This is a genomic window from Herbidospora daliensis (assembly GCF_001570585.1).
GTDB lineage: Bacteria > Actinomycetota > Actinomycetes > Streptosporangiales > Streptosporangiaceae > Herbidospora > Herbidospora daliensis.
Genome location: NZ_BBXF01000001.1, coordinates 1,324,690 through 1,344,707, shown reverse-complemented (window position 1 = coordinate 1,344,707; position 20,018 = coordinate 1,324,690). Strand labels below are relative to the sequence as shown.

Annotated in this window: 16 protein-coding genes; 9 read left to right on the top strand and 7 right to left on the bottom strand. The window is 72.3% G+C overall.

Annotation, left to right across the window (positions count from 1 at the left end):
• The first annotated feature begins 3 nt into the window (after window positions 1-3).
• Window positions 4-1,407: a Si-specific NAD(P)(+) transhydrogenase gene (gene sthA / locus AW274_RS05425; protein ID WP_062430144.1), complete on the top strand. Its 1,404-nt coding sequence runs from the start codon at window positions 4-6 to the stop codon at window positions 1,405-1,407.
• A gap of 16 nt (window positions 1,408-1,423) precedes the next feature.
• Here sthA and AW274_RS05420 read toward each other — a convergent pair whose 3' ends face one another.
• The 4 genes from AW274_RS05420 to AW274_RS05405 are packed head-to-tail and all read right to left on the bottom strand — an operon-like array spanning window position 1,424 to window position 6,305.
• Window positions 1,424-2,770 carry a glucose/sorbosone family PQQ-dependent dehydrogenase gene (locus tag AW274_RS05420; RefSeq protein ID WP_062429887.1) on the bottom strand — a complete coding sequence of 449 codons (1,347 nt, stop codon included), beginning with the start codon at window positions 2,768-2,770 and terminating at the stop codon, window positions 1,424-1,426.
• 34 nt (window positions 2,771-2,804) lie between these two features.
• Window positions 2,805-3,704 (bottom strand): carbohydrate ABC transporter permease, encoded by a 900-nt coding sequence (locus tag AW274_RS05415; protein WP_062429886.1) that lies wholly within the window; start codon window positions 3,702-3,704, stop codon window positions 2,805-2,807.
• On the bottom strand, window positions 3,701-4,666 hold the full coding sequence (locus AW274_RS05410; RefSeq protein ID WP_062429885.1) for an ABC transporter permease: 966 nt from the start codon (window positions 4,664-4,666) through the stop codon (window positions 3,701-3,703). The genes AW274_RS05415 and AW274_RS05410 overlap by 4 nt, the downstream gene beginning before the upstream one ends.
• On the bottom strand, window positions 4,659-6,305 hold the full coding sequence (locus AW274_RS05405) for a type 2 periplasmic-binding domain-containing protein (RefSeq protein WP_062429884.1): 1,647 nt from the start codon (window positions 6,303-6,305) through the stop codon (window positions 4,659-4,661). The genes AW274_RS05410 and AW274_RS05405 overlap by 8 nt, the downstream gene beginning before the upstream one ends.
• Before the next feature lie 123 nt (window positions 6,306-6,428).
• On the opposite strand from AW274_RS05405, the gene AW274_RS05400 reads away from it, so the two are divergent.
• The 3 genes from AW274_RS05400 to AW274_RS05390 all read left to right on the top strand — a co-directional run bounded on the left by AW274_RS05400 (window position 6,429) and on the right by AW274_RS05390 (window position 9,754).
• Window positions 6,429-7,661, top strand: coding sequence for an ROK family protein (locus AW274_RS05400; protein WP_062429883.1), 1,233 nt, complete (start codon window positions 6,429-6,431; stop codon window positions 7,659-7,661).
• 74 nt (window positions 7,662-7,735) lie between these two features.
• Window positions 7,736-9,271, top strand: coding sequence for a S1 family serine peptidase (locus tag AW274_RS05395; protein ID WP_062429882.1), 1,536 nt, complete (start codon window positions 7,736-7,738; stop codon window positions 9,269-9,271).
• 36 nt (window positions 9,272-9,307) lie between these two features.
• Window positions 9,308-9,754, top strand: a complete 447-nt coding sequence (locus AW274_RS05390; protein ID WP_062429881.1) for a hypothetical protein — start codon at window positions 9,308-9,310, stop codon at window positions 9,752-9,754.
• On the opposite strand, the gene AW274_RS05385 is transcribed toward AW274_RS05390, so the two are convergent.
• On the bottom strand, window positions 9,751-10,920 hold the full coding sequence (locus tag AW274_RS05385; RefSeq protein ID WP_062429880.1) for a PD40 domain-containing protein: 1,170 nt from the start codon (window positions 10,918-10,920) through the stop codon (window positions 9,751-9,753). The genes AW274_RS05390 and AW274_RS05385 overlap by 4 nt on opposite strands.
• The gene (locus tag AW274_RS05380; RefSeq protein ID WP_063813072.1) at window positions 10,917-11,429 is read right to left on the bottom strand and encodes a SigE family RNA polymerase sigma factor; all 513 of its coding nucleotides are present in this window, start codon (window positions 11,427-11,429) and stop codon (window positions 10,917-10,919) included. The genes AW274_RS05385 and AW274_RS05380 overlap by 4 nt, the downstream gene beginning before the upstream one ends.
• Before the next feature lie 65 nt (window positions 11,430-11,494).
• Between AW274_RS05380 and AW274_RS05375 the strand changes: the two genes are divergently transcribed.
• From AW274_RS05375 to AW274_RS05355, 5 genes are all read left to right on the top strand, one after another.
• Entirely contained in the window at window positions 11,495-11,947 is a 453-nt protein-coding gene (locus tag AW274_RS05375; RefSeq protein WP_062429878.1) for a nuclear transport factor 2 family protein, read from the top strand.
• 52 nt (window positions 11,948-11,999) lie between these two features.
• On the top strand, window positions 12,000-14,327 hold the full coding sequence (locus AW274_RS05370) for an ABC transporter permease (protein WP_157519784.1): 2,328 nt from the start codon (window positions 12,000-12,002) through the stop codon (window positions 14,325-14,327).
• Window positions 14,328-14,479: 152 nt separating this feature from the next.
• The gene (locus AW274_RS05365) at window positions 14,480-17,239 is read left to right on the top strand and encodes a glycoside hydrolase family 3 protein (protein WP_062429876.1); all 2,760 of its coding nucleotides are present in this window, start codon (window positions 14,480-14,482) and stop codon (window positions 17,237-17,239) included.
• A 5-nt stretch (window positions 17,240-17,244) separates the two neighbouring features.
• Window positions 17,245-18,228, top strand: a complete 984-nt coding sequence (locus tag AW274_RS05360) for a LacI family DNA-binding transcriptional regulator (protein WP_198169063.1) — start codon at window positions 17,245-17,247, stop codon at window positions 18,226-18,228.
• Complete coding sequence (locus AW274_RS05355; RefSeq protein ID WP_062429874.1) at window positions 18,225-19,514, top strand: GH1 family beta-glucosidase; 1,290 nt, start codon at window positions 18,225-18,227, stop codon at window positions 19,512-19,514. Before AW274_RS05360 ends, AW274_RS05355 begins: the two co-directional genes overlap by 4 nt.
• On the opposite strand, the gene AW274_RS05350 is transcribed toward AW274_RS05355, so the two are convergent.
• Entirely contained in the window at window positions 19,511-19,987 is a 477-nt protein-coding gene (locus AW274_RS05350) for a hypothetical protein (protein WP_157519782.1), read from the bottom strand. The genes AW274_RS05355 and AW274_RS05350 overlap by 4 nt on opposite strands.
• Window positions 19,988-20,018 lie beyond the last annotated feature (31 nt).

Sequence of the window (20,018 nt, the reverse complement as noted above, 5' to 3'; positions counted from 1 at the left end):
GGTGTGAGCGACTTTGATGTACTCGTCCTGGGATCCGGGCCGGGCGGGCAGAAGGCCGCCATCGCGGCCGCCAAGCTGGAGCGCCGCGTAGCGATCGTCGAGCGGCGCAACATGATCGGCGGGGTGTGCATCAACACCGGCACGATCCCCTCCAAGACCATGCGCGAGGCCGTGCTCTACCTGACCGGACTCAGCCAGCGCGAGATGTACGGCCGCAACTACCGCGTCAAGGAAGAGATCGGCATCGCCGACCTGACCGCCCGCACCACCCACGTCGTGGGCCGCGAGGTCGAGGTGATCCGCAACCAGCTCTCCCGCAACCGCATCACCACCCTGACCGGCTCCGGCCACTTCCTCGACCCCCACACCATCGCGGTGATCGACGACCGCGGCCGGGAGACCAAGGTCACCGCCGACAAGATCATTATCGCCACCGGCACCCGCCCCGCGCGCCCCGACAGCGTCGAGTTCGACGGCTCCACGATCATCGACTCCGACGGCATCCTCCAGCTCGACCACGTGCCCGACTCGATGGTCGTGGTCGGCGCCGGCGTGATCGGCATCGAGTACGCCTCCATGTTCGCCGCCCTCGGCACCAAGGTCACCGTGGTCGAGCGCCGCGACCGCATGCTGGAGTTCTGCGACCTGGAGGTCATCGAGGCGCTCAAGTACCACCTGCGCGACCTGGCCGTCACGTTCCGGTTCGGCGAGACCGTCGCCGCCGTCGAACGCCACGAGCGCGGCGCCCTCACGATCCTCGAGAGCGGCAAGAAGATCCCGGCCGCCACGGTCATGTACTCGGCCGGCCGCCAGGGCATGACCGAGTCGCTCGCCCTGCACACCGCCGGCCTGGAGGCCGACGCGCGCGGCCGGATCACGGTCGACGAGCACTACCGGACCGGCGTGCCGCACGTCTACGCCGTCGGCGACGTCATCGGCTTCCCGGCCCTGGCCGCCACGTCCATGGAGCAGGGCCGCCTGGCGGCCTACCACGCGTGCGACGAACCGGTCTCCGACATGAGCCGGCTTCAGCCGATCGGCATCTACACGATCCCCGAGATCAGCTTCGTCGGCGCGACCGAAGACGAGCTCACCGACGCCCACATCCCGTTCGAGACCGGCCTGTCGCGCTACCGCGAACTGGCCCGGGGCCAGATCATCGGCGACACCCACGGCATGCTCAAGCTGCTGGTCTCGCCCGAAGACCGCACGCTCCTGGGCGTGCACGTCTTCGGCACCCAGGCGACCGAGCTCGTGCACATCGGCCAGGCCGTCATGGGCTGCGGCGGCACCATCGACTACCTGGTCGACGCCGTCTTCAACTACCCGACCCTGTCGGAGTGCTACAAGGTCGCCGCCCTCGACGCGATGAACAAGCTGCGCCGCGTCCAGCGCTTCAGCCACTAGCCCGCGCCCGGGGCGATCAGAGCTCGTAGGCGAGGATCGCCCCGGGGTTCTCCAGGTCCCGCGTCGGCTTGCCGTCGGGGCCCCGGGTGAGGCCGGCGGTGTCGGTGGCGATGTAGAGGGTGCTGCCGCCGGGGTCGAGGGCGGTGTCGCGGTAGCGGTTGACGGTGTCGGCGATCCGCTCCGCCTTCCCCGCCTTCTCCCCGCCCGGGTCGAGCGGGATCCGGTAGACGGCGCCGTCCTTGAGCGAGGTCGCCAGCAGGGTCCCGGCCGGGCCGGGTTCCAGGCTCGACAGGGCCAGGGTCGGCCAGCAGACGAACGCCGTCGCCGGGTCGCAGTCGGCGTCGGCGCGGAAGTCGAAGCCGTCCTCCACCGTGTCGAAGGTGACGAGCGGCGGGGTGAACGCGGGGTCGTCCCAGTCGGTCTCCTCCGACGTCGGGACGCCCGGCGGAATGTCGTAGTCGTTGAATCTTTCAGCCTGGCAGCCGCCCTCGGCCTCGGCCCACCGGGCGTAGACGTACGCCTTGTCGTCGCGGTGACCGGCGACGTGCGGCCAGCCGTAGTTCCCGCCCGGCCGCAGCAGATCGACCTCGTCGTCGGTCTTGGGGCCCTGGTCGGTGCCGTAGAGCAGGCCCGAGGGGGTGAAGGCCAGCCCCTGGGCGTTGCGGAAGCCGACCGCGTAGACGTGGCTGCGCACGCCGCCGAACTCCGGGTTGTCGGCGGGGATCGTGCCGTCGGGGTTCAGGCGCAGCACCTTGCCCTGGTAGGCGCTCCGGTCGCCGGCCTTCACCTGGGCCGCCGTGGGCAGCGTCTGCGCCTCGATGGTCTCGCAGTAGAGGCCGAACTGGTTGGCCCCCTGGTCGCCGATCGTGTAGTAGAGCGTGCCGTCGGGGCCGAACCGCAGCTTGCCCGACTGGTGGTCGACGCTGGAGACCAGGCCGGTGAGCACGTCGACGGGGCTGGTCAGGGCCTGCGTGGCCGCGTCGTAGGAATATCGGACGATCTTCGTCTGGCGGCGTTCCCCGGCGTAGGTGTGGGCGAGGTAGACCCAGTCGCGGCCCTCGCCCTTCAGCAGGCCGGGGTGCAGGGCCAGGCCGAGGACGCCGTCCTGGCCGCCCTCGGTGTGCAGGGCGCCCTCGACCGTGAGCGCCACGGTCTTCTCCCCGGTCTTGGGGTCGACGCGGGTGACGCGCCCGCCGCTCTTCTCGGTGACCCAGAGGAACCCGTCGGGGCCCCACACCATCTCGTAGGGGTCGCCGAGCCCGGTGGCGACCACCCGGATCCCGCCCGGCTCCGGCGGCTCGGCGGGGGCGCACGCGGAGACCAGCGCGACCAGTGCCAGGGCCGCCGCTGAGATGACCTTCATGCGGCTAGATGGGAGCACACAAGCCCGGCGAAGGCTACCCCTTGACCGCGCCGATGATCACGCCCTTGGTGAAGTGGCGCTGCACGAACGGATAGATCAGCAGGACCGGCACCAGCGCCACCACGATGATCGCCATCTTGATGGCGAGGTTCGGCGGCAGCGCGTACCCGGCGACCGTGTCGACGGCCCGCTGGTTCGGCACCAGGCTCATGCCCTGCTGCACGTACTGCCGCAGGATCAGCTGCAGCGGCCACTTGCTGTTGTCGTTGATGTAGAGGACGGCGTTGAAGAAGGCGTTCCAGTAGCCGACCGCGTAGAACAGCCCGATGACGGCCGTCACGCCCTTCGACATCGGCAACACGATCCGCCACAGGATCCGGAAGTCGGAGGCCCCGTCGATCCGCGCGCTGTCGAGCACCTCGCCGGGGATGTTCATGAAGAACGCCCGCATCACGACCAGGTTGAACGCCGACACGGCCGTCGGCAGGATCAGCGACCAGTAGCTGTCGATCAGCCCGAGCTCCCGCACGATCAGGTAGCTGGGGATCATGCCGGGCGTGAACAGGAACGTCAGCAGGAACATGAACAGCAGCGGCCGGTGCAGCACCGACCCGGGCCGCGACAACCCGTACGCCGCCAGGATCGTCAGCCCCAGGCTGAGCGCCGTCCCGACGACCGTGACCCCGGTCGAGACCAGCACCGCGCGCGTCACCACGCCGCCGCCGAACAGCTCGCGGTAGGCGTCGAGCGACAGTTCGCCCGGCAGGGTGACCAGGCCGCCCGCCTCGGTGACGGCCCGCGCGGTCGACAGGCTGGTCAGCACCACGACGTAGATCGGGTAGACCATGGCGAGCACGATCAGCGTCAGCACGACGGTCTTCAGCGTCAGCCCGAAGACGGTCGGCCGCTCCTGCCAGACGGGACGGGTACTCATGATCGTTTGTAGATCCCCTGCTCGCCGAACCGGTGGGCGACCTTGTTGGCCACCACGATGAGGATGAGCCCGACCAGGCCCTTGAACAGCCCCGCCGCCGCGCCGTAGCTCCACGCGCCGGTCATCAGGGTGCGCCAGTAGACGAACGTGTCGAGCACCTCCGACGCCTCCGACCCGACGGCGTCGCGCTGGAGGAAGAACTGCTCGAAGCCGACGTTCAGCGCGTCGCCCAGCCGCAGGATCAGCAGCAGCAGGATGACCGGCCGCAGACCGGGCAGCGTGATGTGCCACAGGCGACGCCACCGGGAGGCGCCGTCGACCGCCGCGGCCTCGTACAGATTGGTGTTGATGGCGGCGAGGGCGGCCAGGAAGATGATCGTGCCCCAGCCCGCGTCCTTCCAGACCGACTGCGCGGTGACCAGCACGATGAACGCGTCGGGGTTGGTCATGACGTTCCACGGCTCGTGCCCGGCCTGGCGCAGGGTCTGCGCCAGCAGGCCCGCGCCGCCGAGGATCTGCTGGAACAGCGCGACGACCAGCACCCACGAGAAGAAGTGCGGCATGTAGACGACGCCCTGGATGAACAGCCGCAGCCGCCGCGACAACACGCTGTCGAGCAGGATCGCCAGCGCGATCGGGACCGGGAAGTAGAACACGAGCTGGAAGGCCGTGATCGTGACGGTGTTGCGCAGCGCGTTCCAGAACTCGGGGTCCGACAGCAGCCACTGGAAGTTGTAGAACCCGACCCACGGGCTGCCGGTGACGCCGTCGTAGGGGCTGTAGTCCTGGAAGGCGATGACGTTGCCGAGCGTCGGGACGTAGTGGAACACGATCACCAGCGCGACGGCCGGGACCGTCATGGCCAGCAGCTGCCAGTCGCGCCGCAGCCGCGCCCGCAGCGGAAGCCGTCTCGTGCCGGCGGATGAGGTCAGGGCATCCGCCGGCGGAGACCTTCTAAGCACGGCCGTTCTCCGTGAGGACCTTCATGTAGAACTCACGCCCCGCGTCGCCGCCGCCCGCCTTCCACTCGGTGATGGCCTGCTGGAGGGTGTCGACCCCGCGCCGGCCCCGGATGATGTCGACGACCTTGTCCTCGAACGGCTTGGCCGCCGCGGTGAAGTCGCCGGGCTCCTCGACGCGGATGCCGTCGAACGGGTCCTGGTGCCGCACCGTCACGGCCGCGTTCCACCAGGCCGTCGCGGCCCGCACGTAGTCGGGGTGGGCCTGCGACTCGAAGATGGGGTCGACCCGGCCGCCGAGCCACACGTAGCTGCCCACGATCTCCTTGGGCCCGAGCTCGGTGACCTGCGGGGCGCCCTTGTCGTCGCGGGTGAAGTGCACGCCCTCGACGCCGTTGTTGAACAGCAGCTGCTCCTGGGTGCCGAACGGCGCCGAGAGGTAGTCGAAGATCGCGAGCAGCTCCTCGACCTTCTCCTTCGGGGTGCCCTTCTTGATGAACGTGTACGACGGATCCTGGTTCATCCGGTATTCGGGCTTGCCCCCGTCGGCCCCGAAGACCGGCAGCGGCTCCATCCAGAAGTCGGGCTGCTCCTTGCCGACCTGGATGAGCGTCTCGGTCCAGAACGAGAAGCCGTCGCTCTTCACCAGGACCTGGCCCGACTTGAAGAGCTCCTTGTCGTCGGCCGCCGACTTCGCCGACAGGACGTTGGGGTGCACCAGCCCGGCGTCCACGGCCTTGCGCATCCACTCGACGGCGGCGGCGTACTCGGGGGTCTCGTAGCGGTGGACGAGCTTGCCGCTCTCCTTGCGCCACTTCCTGGGCGCGCGGAAGATCTCCTCCATCATCGGGAAGATGTCGCTGAACGCCCAGCGGTCCTTCGACGCGTCGGTGACCGCCTTGCCCATCGCGAGCAGTTCGTCGGCGTTCTTCGGGGCGCCCTGGCCGAGCTCCTCCCACAGGTCCTTGCGGTGGAAGAGCACCCAGCCGAACTGCGGAGCGGGCCAGGCGGGCACCGCCTTCAGCTTGCCGCCGAAGACGGAGTACTGCCAGGCCGTGGTCGGGATCGCCGACAGGCCGGGGTACCTCGCCGAGACGTCGCCCGCCAGGTAGGGGGTGAGGTCCTCGAACAGGCCGTCGACCGCGCGGGCGTAGTCGGGCACGGCGGCCAGCGCCCAGCCCGGCAGCGTGGTCACGTCGGCGACGTCGCCGCCGGCCAGCAGGGTCGGCAGCTTGTCGTTGATGGTGATGCCGTCGAGGTAGTTGAAGTCGATCGTCGCCCCGAGGTCCTTGTTCACCGCGTCGTAGTAGGAGTTCTCGCCGAGCGGGGCGGGCAGCGGGCTCCAGGTGGGCACCATCGCCTTGTAGGTGCCGCCCTTGCCCGGGACGGCGGTGACCAGGTCGACCAGCTTGTCGCTCGGCGGATAGGACAGGTATCCGTCGCGTCCGAAGCCGGGCACCACCGCCGGGATGTCGGGGGTCGTCACCGTACGCGGCACGTACTTGGGCACCAGCGCGGCGAGTTTGTCCATCGCGGCCGCGGTGGCCTTGGCGCCGGGTTTCGGACCCGGCGGGGCGGAGCAGGCGGCGAGCACGGTCAGCCCGGCGAGACCGAGGAATCCCCGTCTCGTGGTGGTTCTCACAGAGCGCCCCCTTCCTGGTAGAGTTAGTTCGTCTAACGACCAAACAAACTAGTCCAGAAGGCAGGGCACCACAAGTGGCGCCGCCTATGCGGCATGATGAGGCCGACACGGAACGGGGCTCAATTGATCACCAATACTCAGGGAAGCGCTCCGGGCACCGGCCCCCAGCCGGCCGACTTCACCGACGTGCGGGCCACCAACCTCGCCGTCGTGCTGCGGTTCGTCCGCGAGAATGCCCCCTGCTCGCGCGCCGACATCGCCGCCTCGACCGGCCTCAACAAGGCGACGGTGTCCAGCCTGGTGGCCGACCTGATCGACCGGCGGCTGCTGCGTGAGACGGGGCTGACCGAGAACCGGGTGGGCCGTCCGGCCACCATGCTCGTGCTCGACGGCTCGCCCTACGCCGCCGTGGGCATCGAGGTGAACGTCGACTACCTGACGGCCGTCGCGGTCGACCTCAAGGGCGAGGCCCTGCTGTCGTGGCGGCGCTCCTTCCCCGGCGGCTCGGCCTCCGCCGGCCAGGCGGTCGCCGGCATCGCCGGGGTGGCCCGCCGTGTGGTGACCCGCATGACGAAGGAGGCCCGGCAGGTGCTCGGCCTCACCGTCGCCGTGCCGGGCCTGGTCGACCTGACCGGTTCCGTACGCCTGGCGCCCAACATGGGCTGGCGCGACGTCGACCTGGCGGGCGACCTGGCCAAGGTGCTGCGCGACCCGGGCTTCCCCGTGCTGGTCGACAACGACGCCAACCTGGGCGCGCTGGCCGAGTTGCGGTTCGGCCCCCACGGCGGCGTGCGCGACCTGGTCTACCTGACCGGCGAGATCGGCGTCGGCGCGGGAATCGTGCTCGACGGGCGGCTGCGGCGCGGGGGCGCCGGGTTCAGCGGCGAGATCGGGCACATCGAGATCGTGCCCGGCGGCCCGCCGTGTCACTGCGGGCGGCGCGGGTGCCTGGAGGTGGTGGCCGGGCTGGGCGCGCTGCTCGACCGCACCGTTCCTGGCGGGGTGTCCCCGGCGGAGCTGGAGCCCGAGATCGACGAGGTGGTGCAGCGGGCCGAGGCGGGCGACCCCGTCGTGCTCGACCTGCTCGACACCCTCGCCGGCAACCTCGGCCGGGGCGTCGGCATCGTCGCGAACCTGCTCAACCCCGAGGTCGTCGTGCTCGGCGGCTACTACGTGAAGCTCGCCCCGTGGATCCTGGCGCGCGTCGAACAGGAGATGCTCGCCCGCACGCTCGCCCCCGGCGGAGGCGGCTGCCGCCTGGTCGTCTCGGGCCTGGGTTACGGCGCCGCCGCGCTGGGGGCGGCGGCCCGCGTCCTCGACTCGGTCGACTCGGGCCGGCTGCCCGCGCCCGCCTGACCGACACACCTCTGAGCGCGTCCTGATACACGGGGGCGGCCGGCCGGATGCCCGGCGTGTCCAGGGTGGGACGTATGCGAAAACGATCCCTCCTGTTCGGCGCCGCGCTCGTGCTGGCCCCGTTCCTGTCGGCCGTCTCCCCGGCGCAGGCCATCGTGGGCGGCCACGCGTCGCCCCGCGCCTACTCGTTCATGGGCTCCTTCCAGCCGGCCTACCCCGCCCCGCCGCGCCCGGACGGGCACGGCTGCGGGGTGGAGGTGCTCGCGCCCCAGTGGGTGCTCACCGCCAGCCACTGCGCCGGCAAGAACCCGACCGTCTCCAAGGTCGGCGTGCCGCGCGGCTGGAAGGTCCGGGTCGGGTCGCTCGGCACCACCTCCGGCGGCGAGGTCGCCGAGGTCGACCACTACTACCGCCTGTCGAACTACCAGGACGAGGGCGGCATCTGGGGCCGCGACCTCGCCCTCATGCACCTGCGGACCCCCGTCAAGGCCGCACCGGTGCGCCTCGCCTCGGCCACGCCCCCGCCCGGCACCCCGGTCCGCATCATCGGATGGGGCATGACCTGCGACGACGTCCAAGACCAGACGTGTTTCCCGACCAAGTTGCGGGAGGCCGACACCGTGGTGCAGCCGCTCTCGGCCTGCCCGTCGGCCGCGCAGACGGGGGAGTTGTGCGTCGGCAGCCGCGACGGCTCCGTCGCCGCGGGCAACATGGACTCCGGCGGGCCGGTGCTGGTCCGCGAGAACGGCGTGTGGGCGGTGGCCGGGGTGGTCAGCGGCCCCGGCGGCGGCGACAGGGCCCCGACGCTCTACACCGACGCCACCCGGCACGCCGCCTGGATCCGCGGCGTCATCTCGGGCACGGACGTGCCGCCCGACGATCGGATCCCGAACGTGGCGGGTTCGGTGAACCTGGGCGAGTGCGTCGGTTCCGTGGTGCGCACCGCCGCCTCCCGTCCCGGCGACCCGGCGCTGCTGCTGACCAACGGCCACTGTGTGGAGGGCGAGCGACCCGCGCCGGGCAGGGCGCTGGTCGACCGGCCCGCCGACCGGCTGGTGCCGATCGCCGACCGCCACGGCTACCCCAAGGTCACCGCCCACGCGAAGCGGCTGGTGTACGCGACCATGACCGGCACCGACATCGCCCTCTACCGCCTCGACCGGACCTACGCGCAGCTGGCGGCCAAGGGCGCGAAGGTCTTCCGGCTCACCTCCACCCCCGTGCGCGCGGGCGACCGGCTCTCGCTGGCGTACACCACCCGGCGCATGAAGTGCACCGCCGAGGCGGTCGTCGGGCAACTGCGCGAGGGCGGCTACCGGCAGCGCAACGCCATCCGGTACGCCACCGCCGAGGACTGCGCGCCCGGCCACGGCACCTCCGGTTCGGCGCTGCTCGCCGGCGACACGGTGGTGGGCGTCCACAACACCCACAACGAGTCGGGCGCGCGGTGCACCGACGACAACCCCTGCGAGGTCGGCCCGCACGGGACGGTGACCTCGGTGCAGGGCCGGTCGTACGGCCAGCAGGTCTACCCGATCACCGCCTGCCTCACCACGGGTTCGCGGCTCGACCTGTCTCGCAGGGGCTGCACGCTGACCTCGAAGAGATAGCTTGTTTTAAGGCGTGGATTAGCAGATATTCAGCCCATGGGTCGTTTATCGCGCTTCCTCGCCATCGCGCTGCTGGCCGTCCTCGCCATTCCGGCCGCCCCCGCACAGGCGGCCTACGGGGCCGACCTCCCGGTGCACATCGACGTGTACGGCCAGGGCGTCAAGCTGTCCGGCGCCTACGGGTCGATCTCCTTCGACGACGGGAACACCAAGTACCGCTACTCGATCGCGGTGTGCTGGCAGGGCAGCTACAGCCGCCCCACCCTCTACGCCTCCGTCAACGGCGCCTGGCGTTCCCCCCTGTCCGGCACGAGCACCGCGGTGAGCATCCCGCAGTGCACGGGCCAGGCCACCCTCGTCTCCGGCGAGGCCACCGGCGGGACCATCGCCAACGTGTCGATCGTCGTCGACGGCGTGAAGTTCAACCCGCCGAACAGCACCTATCACACCGGCTCCGCGTTCTACGACAACCCGTACAACTAGAAACCGGGCAGGACGATCCCGCCGGACCAGCCCTTCCACGAGTAGGCGTCCAGCTCGCGGGTCCGTCCCGTGGTGACGTTGATCGCGTAGGTGTCGAAGGCGAGGGTGCCGGCCGTGCGGGCGCCGAGATCCCTGGCCAGCACCATGACCTCGGTGGTGGTGAGCCAGGGTCCCATGCCCAGGGGCATGAGGCCCGAGGCCAGGTCCCGCACGGTGACCGTGGTCCGGACCTCGCCGGTGACGGCGTCGGCGGTGGTGACCGTCAGGTCGGCGGTGGCGGGGTCGGTGGAGCCGCCGTTCTCCGGCAGGGCCCGGCTCAGGTAGGCGAGGGTCGTCCCGTCGGCGCTCACCGGGCCGGGGGTGTGCCAGGCGTCGCCGGTGAAGGGCGTCACCTCTCCGCCGGCGAACAGGCCGAGACGCAGGGTGTCGCCCACGACGACCGGGCGGCCACCCGGGCCGATGTTGTGCACCGTCCACTTCGCGGGGATCTCGGTGAGCTCGCCGGTCTCCAGGTCGGTCAGCGTGTTGAGCACGTCCGTCACGCTGACGGCCAGGTAGCGCCCGTCGGCCGACAGGGCGATCTGCGCCGCGTTCCGCCGGATGTCGGCGTCGGCCACGACGGGCGGCGCGAGCAGGATCACGCCCGACTCCAGATCGCGGACCGCGAACCGCCGGTCCCGGTCGCTGAAGTAGGCGATCTTCCGGCCGTCGGCGCTGACGCTCATCGGCGGGGCGATGAGCGAGTAGTCGTTCTCGGTCGGCCCGGCGTAGGCGGCCCTCGCCTCGGGCACGCGGTAGCGCTCGCCCGACCGGGTGACCAGCCGCCACTGGAGGCAGTCGCGTCCGCGCAGGCGGGCGGTCCCGGAGGTGATCTCCTCGCCGCACCAGTCGTAGTAGGCGTAGGCGGCCGGGCCCACCCCCTTGACGGGCAACTCGCCCTTCCCGGGGGACGCGACCGGCGCGCCCAGCATCGGCGTGCTCTTCGGCCCGATGCCGATCACGGTCAGGGTGATCGCCACGGCGACCGTGACGGCCGCGGCGACGGCGGCCGAGGCGAGCGATCGGGCCCGCCTGCGCCGCGCCCCGCGCAGCACCCGGTCGGCCAGGTCGACGTCGGGGGTGCAGGCGGCGATGCGCGCCAGTTCGTCGTGCATCCTGGTCGTCACTTCGCCTCCTGGGGGGCAGAGTCGTCCATCAGATCGGCGAGTTCCGGAGCCAGGGCGCGCAGCCGGCCGAGCGCGTGACTGGTCTGGCTCTTGACCGTGCCCGGCGAGCAGCCCAGCAGGTCGGCGGCCTCCTGGACGCTGAGGTCCTCGTAGAAGCGCAGCACCAGCACGGCCCGCTGCCGGGGCGTCAGCCGGGCCAGCGCCTGCCACAACACGATGCGGCTGACGCTCTCGTCGCCCGGGTCGCGGCCCGTCCTCGGCGGCCCGGTGAACGCGAAGATCCGCCGCTGCCGCCGCCACCACGAGATGTGCTCGTTGACCAGCGCCCGCCGCACGTACGCCTCCGGGTTGTCGCGGGCGATCCCGCGCCAGTTCCCGGCCACCTTCACCAGCACGCTCTGCAGCATCTCCTCGGCCTGGTGGGCGTCGCCGCACAGCAGGAAGGAGGTCCGCATCAGCGCCATCTGCCGGGCGCGGAGGAACTCCCGGAAACCCTCATATCGGTCCACACCCATATGGACGCCGGACCACGCCCCTCGGTTGGAAGCACGGTGATCACGGGTAGGTCGCCGCCATGACACCACCCTTCACCAGGGAAAGCGCGCTGGAACGAGTCCGTCTGGCGGAGGACGCCTGGAACACCCGCGACCCCGAGCGGGTCTCGCGCGGCTACTCCGCCGACAGCCGCTGGCGCAACCGCGCCGAGTTCCTGACCGGCCGCGACGCGATCGTCGAGTTCCTCACCCGCAAGTGGCGGCGGGAACTGGAATACCGCCTCATCAAGGAGTTGTGGGCCTTCACCGGGAACCGGATCGCGGTGCGGTTCGCGTACGAGTGCCACGACGACTCCGGCCAGTGGTACCGCTCCTACGGCAACGAGCAGTGGGAGTTCGCCGACGACGGCCTGATGGCGTTCCGGCACGCCTCCATCAACGACCTGCCGATCGCCGAGTCGGAGCGCAAGTACCACTGGCCCATCGGCCGCCGCCCCGACGACCACCCGGGCCTGAGCGACCTGGGGCTGTGACTGGGGGGCCAGCACCCTTCGCGGCGGCCCTCTGGAGGCGGACAGTCGGCGTGTGGGATTGCTGACCGCCTGGTTCGCCGTCGAGGCCCGCCGTCGCCGGCGTGATCTGTGCGTGCTGGTGCTGCTGGTCGCCGCCGGGGTGGGCGTGGTGTCGGCCGCGCTGGCGGGCGCGCGGCGCGGCGAGAGCGCCCTCGACCGGCTGCGCGCCGTGACCCTGCCCGCCCACGCGCTCATCGCCAACCAGGATCCCGGCCTCGACTGGGACCGGGTGCGCGCCCTGCCGGGCGTCGAGGCGGTCGCACCCTACGCCATCGCCGCGCTCTACGTCGACGACCTGCCGCTGAACTGGCAGTCGGTGCCGCCCGTCGACGCCGCCCTGTGGCGCGACCTCGAACGGCCGGTGCTGCTGGCGGGACGGCTGCCCGACCCGGCGCGGGCCGACGAGGTGGTCGTCCAGCACCGGTTCACCACGCTCCACGGCAAGGGCGTCGGCGACACGGTGACCATCACGCTGAACACCCCTGACGAGACCGACCTGCTGGCCGACGCGGGCGGCGGCCAGGCCGGCGGCCACGGCCCCCGCGTCACCGCGCGCATCGTCGGCGTCATCAGGTCGCCGTTCTTCTCCGACGGCGTCGACGGCCCCGGGGTCGTGCTGCCGTCCGCCGGGCTCTACCGCGACTACCGGGCCAACCTCATGGGCGCCTCAGGGCGGGGCTTCTCGATCGCGCTGGCCCGGCTCGCCGACGGGTCGGCCGGGGTGCCGCGCCTGCGCGCCCAGATGGCCGCGCTGACCGGGCAGCCGCTCCAGGTGGACGACCTGGGCGAGACCGGCGGCCACCACGACCGGCTCACCTCCTACCAGGCGCTCACCGTGCTCGCCTTCGCCTTGGCCGCCCTCGGCGTGGCCGCCGTGACGACCGGCCTGCACGCCGCCCGGGTCGTCGAGGCGTCCCGGGCCGACCTGCGGGTGCTGCGGGCGAGCGGGCTGACGCCCCGCCAGGAGACGGCCGCCGCCGCGCTCGGCCCGGTCGCCGCCGCGCTGGCCGGGAGCGTGCTCGGCACGGCCGCCGCCGCGACGGCGTCGTTCTGGACGCCGATCGGCGCGGCGGCCGGCTTCGAGCCCGCGCCGGGCTTCCGCTTCGACGCGCTGGTCCTGCTGCCGCCGCTCGTGGTCGTCCCGCTGCTGGTCGCGGCCGAGGTGGCGGTGCTCACCCGGGCCGGGCGGACCGCGCGCCCACCCGCGGTCCCGGTCGTCGCCTCGGCGCTGGCGCGGCTGAACCTGCCCGCGCACGTCGCCGTCGGCCTGCGGTACGCCGTGCGCCGCCCGGTCGCCGGGACGCTCGCGGGCGTCCTGGGGCTGGTCGCGGCGCTGACCTTCGCGGCCGGCGTGGCCGACGCGTCGGGCGACCCGGCCCGATTCGGCCAGACCCACCAGGCCATGGTGTTCGTCGGCTACAACGGCCGCCAGGAGGCGGGCGTGCTCGACGCCGTCGCCCGCGACCCCGGCGTGACGGGCCTGGTGGCCGCCCGCTCCACGACCGTCTCGTCGGGCAACACGGTCTTCGTCGCCTACGGCCTGTCCCCGGTGACCGGCCGGGTGCGGCCGGAGGTGGTCAGGGGAAGGCCCCCGGCGACCGACGGCGAGGTGTTCCTGGGGGTGACCACCGCCGAGCGGCTCGGCGTCGGGGCGGGGGAGACGATCCGGCTCACCGGGAACGGCGGCGGCGCGGACTTCCGGGTCTCGGCCGTCGGCCTGCTGCCCCTCGGGGTGTCCAACACCTACGACGACGGCGCGCTCCTCACCCCGGGCGGCTACGACCGGCTGGCCCGCTCCTTCGACCTCTACCTGGGGCTGGTCGCCCTCCGGCCGGCGGCCGAGCCGGGCGCGGCGCTGGAGCGGCTCCGCCGGGCGGTCGGCCCGAAGGTCAGCGTGATCCCCGCGGTGCTGCCGCCGCAGATCGCCGAGGTGCGCGACGTGCGGGTGCTGCCGGTCGTGCTGGCGGGCTGCCTCGGGCTGCTCGCCGTGGCGACGCTGGCCCACGCGGTGGGCACGACCGGGCGCAGGCGGCGGCACGACGTGGCGGTGCTGCGCGCCCTGGGCATGACGCCGGGACAGGTGCGGTGGATCTTCCGCGTCCAGGCGGCCGCGCTCGCGGCGGCGGGCCTGCTGCCGGGCGTGCCGCTCGGGGTGGCGGCCGGTCGGGCGCTCTGGCGGCTGGTGGCCGAGAGCACCCCGCTCGGCTACGTGCCGCCGACCCCGGTCGAGGCGCTGGCGCTCGCCGTGCCCGTCGCGCCGGTCGTCGTCCTCGCGGTGGCGACGCCGCCCGGACGGCGGGCCGCCCGGCTCCCGGTGGCGGGCACCCTGAGGGCGGAGTGAACCATTGGGTCTTGACCCCGAACCGGTTAAGCGGCACCCTTCGGATATGTCGGACTTAACACCGACGAAATGATTTCGAAGCGCTTCGACACCTGACCTCCAAGCGCTTCTTCTCCGTCGTAATTCGAAGCGCTTCGATCGAGGACGTGTCCATGAGCGAACCCTTCCGCGACCCCGCGCGCCCGGTCGCCGAACGCGTCGCCGACCTGCTGGCCCGGCTCACCGCCGACGAGAAGATCGGCCTGCTGCACCAGTACCAGGCCCCCGTCGACCGGCTCGGCCTGGAGCCGTTCCGCACCGGCACCGAGGCCCTCCACGGCCTCGCCTGGTTGGGCCCGGCGACGGTGTTCCCGCAGGCCGTGGGGCTGGCCAGCACCTGGAACCCCGAACTGGTGCGCCGGGTCGGCGCGGCCACCGCCGACGAGGTCGTCGCCTTCCACCGCAAAGACCGCTCGGGCGCCGGCCGCAACGTGTGGGCGCCGGTCGTGAACCCGTTACGCGACCCGCGATGGGGCCGCAACGAGGAGGGCTACAGCGAGGACCCGTGGCTGACCGGCGTCCTGGGCACCGCCTACGCCTCAGGGCTGAAAGGCGACGGCCGGGTCATGAAGACCGCGCCGACGCTGAAACACTTCCTCGCGTACAACAACGAGACCGACCGCTGCGCGACCAGCAGCAACCTGCCGCCGCGCGTGCTGCACGAATACGAACTGCGCGCCTTCCGCGCCCCCGTCGAGGCGGGCGCGGCGGTGGCCGTGATGCCCAGCTACAACCTGGTGAACGGCCGCCCCGCCCACCTGTCGCCGCTGATCAACGACGTGCTGCGCACGTGGGCCCGCGACGACCTGCTGGTGGTCAGCGACGCCTACGCCCCCGCGAACCTGTTCGGCGTCCAGGGCTACCACGACGACGCGCCCGCCGCCTACGCCCACGCGCTGAAGGCGGGCCTCGACAGCTTCACCCAGGACGACGCCGACCCCGCCGCGACCCTGGGCCACATTCGGGAGGCGCTGCGGCGCGGCCTCATCGACGAGGCCGACGTCGACACCGCCGTCCGGCACGCCCTGTCGATCCGGGTCAGGCTGGGCGAGTTCGACCCGGTCGAGCCCTTCCTGGAGATCACCGAGGCCGTGGTGAACCGGCCCGAGCACCAGAGGCTGGCCCGCGAGGCCGCCACCGAGTCGATGACGCTGCTCAAGAACGACGGGCTGCTGCCGCTGCCGTCCACCAGGAAGATCGCCGTGGTCGGCCCGCTGGCCGACGTATTGCTCGAAGACTGGTACAGCGGCACCCTGCCCTACCAGGTCACCGCCCGCGCCGGCCTGGCCGCGCGGGCCCAGACCGTGTGGTGCGAGGGCGTCGACCGCATCGTGCTGCGCGCCGAGGAGGGCTACGTCTCGGCCAGCGCAGAGACCACCGGCGGGCCGCTCACCACCGGCCCGTCGGCCGAGTTCGACCTGTTCGACTGGGGCGGCGGCGCGGTCGCGCTGCGCAGCGTGCCCAACGGCCGGCACGTCGGCGTCGACGACGACGGCGTGCTCGTCAACGACCAGCCGGGGCCGAGCGGCTGGGAGGTCCGGCAGACGTTCCGGATGGAGGACCGCTTCAGGGGCGTGGTCCTCCGCCACATCTCCACCGGGCGCTATGTCGGGATCCGCGACGGCGTTCTCGGGCTCGCCGACGACCCCGAGAACGCCGCCGTCTTCGTCGTGGAGACGGTCGAGAGCGGCCCCGGCAGGGCGGCCCGGCTCGCCGCCGAGGCCGACGTCGCCCTGGTCGTGCTGGGCGACCACCCGCTGGTCAACGGCCGCGAGACCGAGGACCGCGCCGACCTCGCCCTCCCGCCGCTCCAGGAGGACCTGCTCAAGGCCGTGTACGCCGCCAACCCGCGCACCGTGCTGGTCGTCTCCAGCGGCTACCCGTTCGCGCTCAACTGGGCCCAGGAGCACGTGCCCGCGATCCTGTGGTCGTCGCACGGCGGCCAGGAGTACGGCCACGCCCTGGCCGACGTCGTCTTCGGCGACGCCGACCCCGGCGGGCGGCTCACCCAGACGTGGTACCGGTCGGCCTGCGAACTGCCCGACCTGCTCGACTACGACATCATCGCGACCGACGCCACCTACCTCTACTTCCGGGGCAGCCCGCTCTACCCGTTCGGCCACGGCCTGAGCTACACCACGTTCGGCTACGCCGACCTGACCGCCGTGCCGGGGGAGGAGTCGCTGCGCCTGGAGGCGACCGTCACCAACACCGGGAACCGCGCGGGCGTCGAGGTCGTGCAGTTCTACACCCACCAGTGCCGCTCCCGGGTCAAGCAGCCGGTGCGGTCGCTGCGCGGCTTCGTGAAGGTCCGGCTCGCGCCCGGCGAGTCGCGCCGGGTCGGCGTCACCGTGCCGCTGCGCGACCTCGCCTTCTGGGACGTCGCCCGCGACCGCTTCGTCGTCGAGGCCGCCCCCTGCAAGGCCCAAGTGGGCCCGTCGAGCGGCGCGATCCGATTGTGCGCCCGGTTCGACCTGCCGGGGGAGACCGTGCCGCCGCGCGACCCGGCGCGGCTGGCGGCCGCCGCGTGCGACGAGTACGACGGCATGACCCTCTGCGAGGCCGCCCGCGACCGGGGCGACGCGGTCAGGTCGGCCGAACCGGGCGCCTGGGTGCGCTTCCGCGACGTGGCCCTCGACGGCGAGACCACGGCCGTCGTCACCGCCGCCGGTGAGGAGGGCGGCGTGGTCACCCTCCGGCTCGACGACCCGCTGGGCGAGGTCGCCGCCACCGTCGCGGTGCCGCGCACGGCCTCCCGGTTCGACGCGGTCGAGACCCGGGTGAGCCTTCCGCCGGTGACCGGAGTACGCGATGTTTATCTGGTGTGCGAGAACGAGGGACTGACCGTGACCACGCTGAGGCTCCACGCGTGAGGACGGTGACGATCGCCGACGTCGCCCGGCACGCGGGGGTGGCCGTCTCGACGGTGTCGTACGTGCTCAGCGGCAAGCGGGCCATCTCGGCCACCACCCGGCAGCGGGTGCTCGACAGCGTCCGGGTGCTCGGCTACCACCCGAACGCCGGGGCCCGCGCGCTGGCCAGCAAACGCGCCAACGTGATCGCCCTGGTGCTGCCGCTGCGGGCCGGCATGAACCTGCCGGTGCTGATGCAGTTCGCCACCTCGGTGGTCGCCACCGCCCGCCAGTACGACCACGACGTCCTGCTGATGACCGCCGACGAGGGCCCCGACGGCATCCGCCGGGTGGCCGCCAGCGCCATGGTCGACGGCCTGCTGCTGATGGACGTGGAGGTCCGCGACACCCGGGTCCCGCTGCTGCGCGACCTGGGCGAACCGAGTGTGCTCATCGGGTTCCCCGCCGACGCCGAGGGCCTGACCTGCGTCGACCTCGACTTCCACCAGGCCGGCGCCCTCTGCGCCGCCCACCTGGCCGAGCGCGGGCACCGGGAGATCGCCCTCCTGGGCGCCCCCGAGGTGGTCTACGAACGCGGCACGGGTTTCGCCGAACGGACCAGGGCAGGGTTCCTGGCGGAGGCGACCGGCCGCGGGCTCCACGCCGTCGCGGTGCCGTGCGAGGAGACCTACGACGAGGTCGCCTCGGCGGTCAAGCTGCTGTTCGACGCCCACCCGGGGCTGACCGGGCTGGTCGTGCACAACGAGGCGGCGGTCGGCCACGTGCTGGGGGCGCTGCGCGCCCTGGGCCGGGCCGTGCCGGAGGACGTGTCGGTCGTCGCGATCTGCCCCGACGACATCGCCGAGCGGGCCCGGCTCACCTCGGTCCTCATCCCGGCCGAGGAACTCGGCCGGGAGGCGGTCAGGTTGCTGATGGCCAAGCTCGACGGGCTGCCGGCGGGGTCGATCCTGCTGGAACCACGTCTCACGATCAGGGAGAGCACACGTTGATCACGTTTCCGGAGGGCTTCCGCTGGGGTGCGGCCACCGCGTCGTACCAGATCGAGGGGGCCGTCGCCGAAGACGGCCGAGGGCCGTCCATCTGGGACGTCTTCTCGCACACCCCCGGGAAGACCGCCGACGGCCACACCGGCGACGTCGCCTGCGACCACTACCACCGTTACGCCGAAGACGTCGCGATCATGGCCGACCTCGGCCTGAAGTCCTACCGCTTCTCGATCGCCTGGCCGCGCATCCAGCCGACCGGGACAGGCGAGCCCAACCCGGCGGGCCTCGACTTCTACGACCGCCTCGTCGACGCCCTGCTCACCCACGACATCGAGCCGATCGCGACCCTCTACCACTGGGACCTGCCGGCCGCCCTCGACTGGCGCGACCCGGCCACCCCCGAACGCTTCGCCGAGTACGCCGCGATCGTGCACGCCCGGCTCGGCGACCGGGTGCCGACCTGGACCACCCTGAACGAGCCGTGGGTCTCCGCCTTCGTCGGCCACGCCTCCGGCCGCCACGCGCCCGGCGTCACCGACCCGGCCGCCGCCTTCACGGTCGCCCACCACCTGCTCCTGGCCCACATGCTGGGCGTGCGCGCCCTGCGGGCGGGCGGCGCGCAGGAGGTCAGCCTGACGCTCAACCTGACCCCGATGGTCGGCGACCCCGAGGTCACGACCCTGCCCGACGGCCTGGCCAACCGCCTGTTCCTCGACCCGGCGCTGAAGGACGGCCGCTACCCCGACGACGTGGCCGCCCACATCGCCAAGTACACCGACCTGGGCGACCTGCCCTACGAGCCGATCGACCTGCTGGGCGTGAACTACTACACCGTCGCGCGCCTCGCGGCCGACCCGGCGTCGAAGGGCCACGACGAGTACCCCGGCTGCGAGGGCATCGCCTGGCTCCCGCCGCGCGGCGCGCCGACCGAGATGAACTGGGAGGTCGTCCCGCAGGGCCTCGAAGACCTGCTGGTCCGCCTGTCGGCGGGGTATCCGGGCGTCCCGCTGATCATCACCGAGAACGGCGCGGCCTACCCCGACTCCGTCGACGACCAGGACCGCGTCGCCTTCCTCGACGGCCACTTCCGCGCCGCCGCCAACGCCATCGAGCGCGGCGCCGACCTGCGGGGCTACCTGGTCTGGTCGCTGATGGACAACTTCGAGTGGGCGCGCGGCTACCACAAGCGCTTCGGCCTGGTCAGGGTCGACTACGACACCCTGGAGCGCACCCCGCGGTCCAGTGCCCACTGGTACCGCGAGGTGATCGCCCGCAACGGCCTCCTCTAGCTGAACGACACCGACGTCAGACTGCAACTGGTGACCCACGGGCCGGGGTTGACCGGCTGGGCCGAGCAACCCCAGTTCGCCACGACGTTCGTCGTGCCGGCCGGGATGGAGAAGCCGCTCCAGTACCCGGTGAAGTCGCCGTAGGGGTAGTGGCCGCTGCTGCACAACGCGGTGACCCCGGCCGAGGTGGCGCCGGCCGGGAGCGTGTGGGTGAACGAGAACGCCTTCGTGGCGGGCACCGCGACCAGGCCGGGCGCCGACGTGGCCGGTGAGGTGGAGAGGTTGACCGCCGAGGGATACCAGTCGCGGGTGTCCCCGTAGTTGTTGGAGCTGGTGCAGTCCACCGTCCCCTGGAGGGTGATGGCAGAGGCGGCGGCGGGTTGCGCCAGGCCCACGAGGGCCAGCGCGCCGGTGGTGACCAGTAAGGATCCGAGCGTCATCGCCCGGCGAGCCAGTGTCGCGGCAGCTTTCACCGTTTCTCCTCAGCTTGGGACATGGGGCCAC

What these genes read in the sequence shown, in the direction of transcription:
- AW274_RS05420 (WP_062429887.1), bottom strand. Translation starts at nt 2,770, where the DNA reads ATGAAGGTCATCTCAGCGGCGGCCCTGGCACTGGTCGCGCTGGTCTCC.
- AW274_RS05415 (WP_062429886.1), bottom strand. Translation starts at nt 3,704, where the DNA reads ATGAGTACCCGTCCCGTCTGGCAGGAGCGGCCGACCGTCTTCGGGCTG.
- AW274_RS05395 (WP_062429882.1), top strand. Translation starts at nt 7,736, where the DNA reads ATGCGAAAACGATCCCTCCTGTTCGGCGCCGCGCTCGTGCTGGCCCCG.
- AW274_RS05390 (WP_062429881.1), top strand. Translation starts at nt 9,308, where the DNA reads ATGGGTCGTTTATCGCGCTTCCTCGCCATCGCGCTGCTGGCCGTCCTC.
- AW274_RS05375 (WP_062429878.1), top strand. Translation starts at nt 11,495, where the DNA reads ATGACACCACCCTTCACCAGGGAAAGCGCGCTGGAACGAGTCCGTCTG.
- AW274_RS05365 (WP_062429876.1), top strand. Translation starts at nt 14,480, where the DNA reads ATGAGCGAACCCTTCCGCGACCCCGCGCGCCCGGTCGCCGAACGCGTC.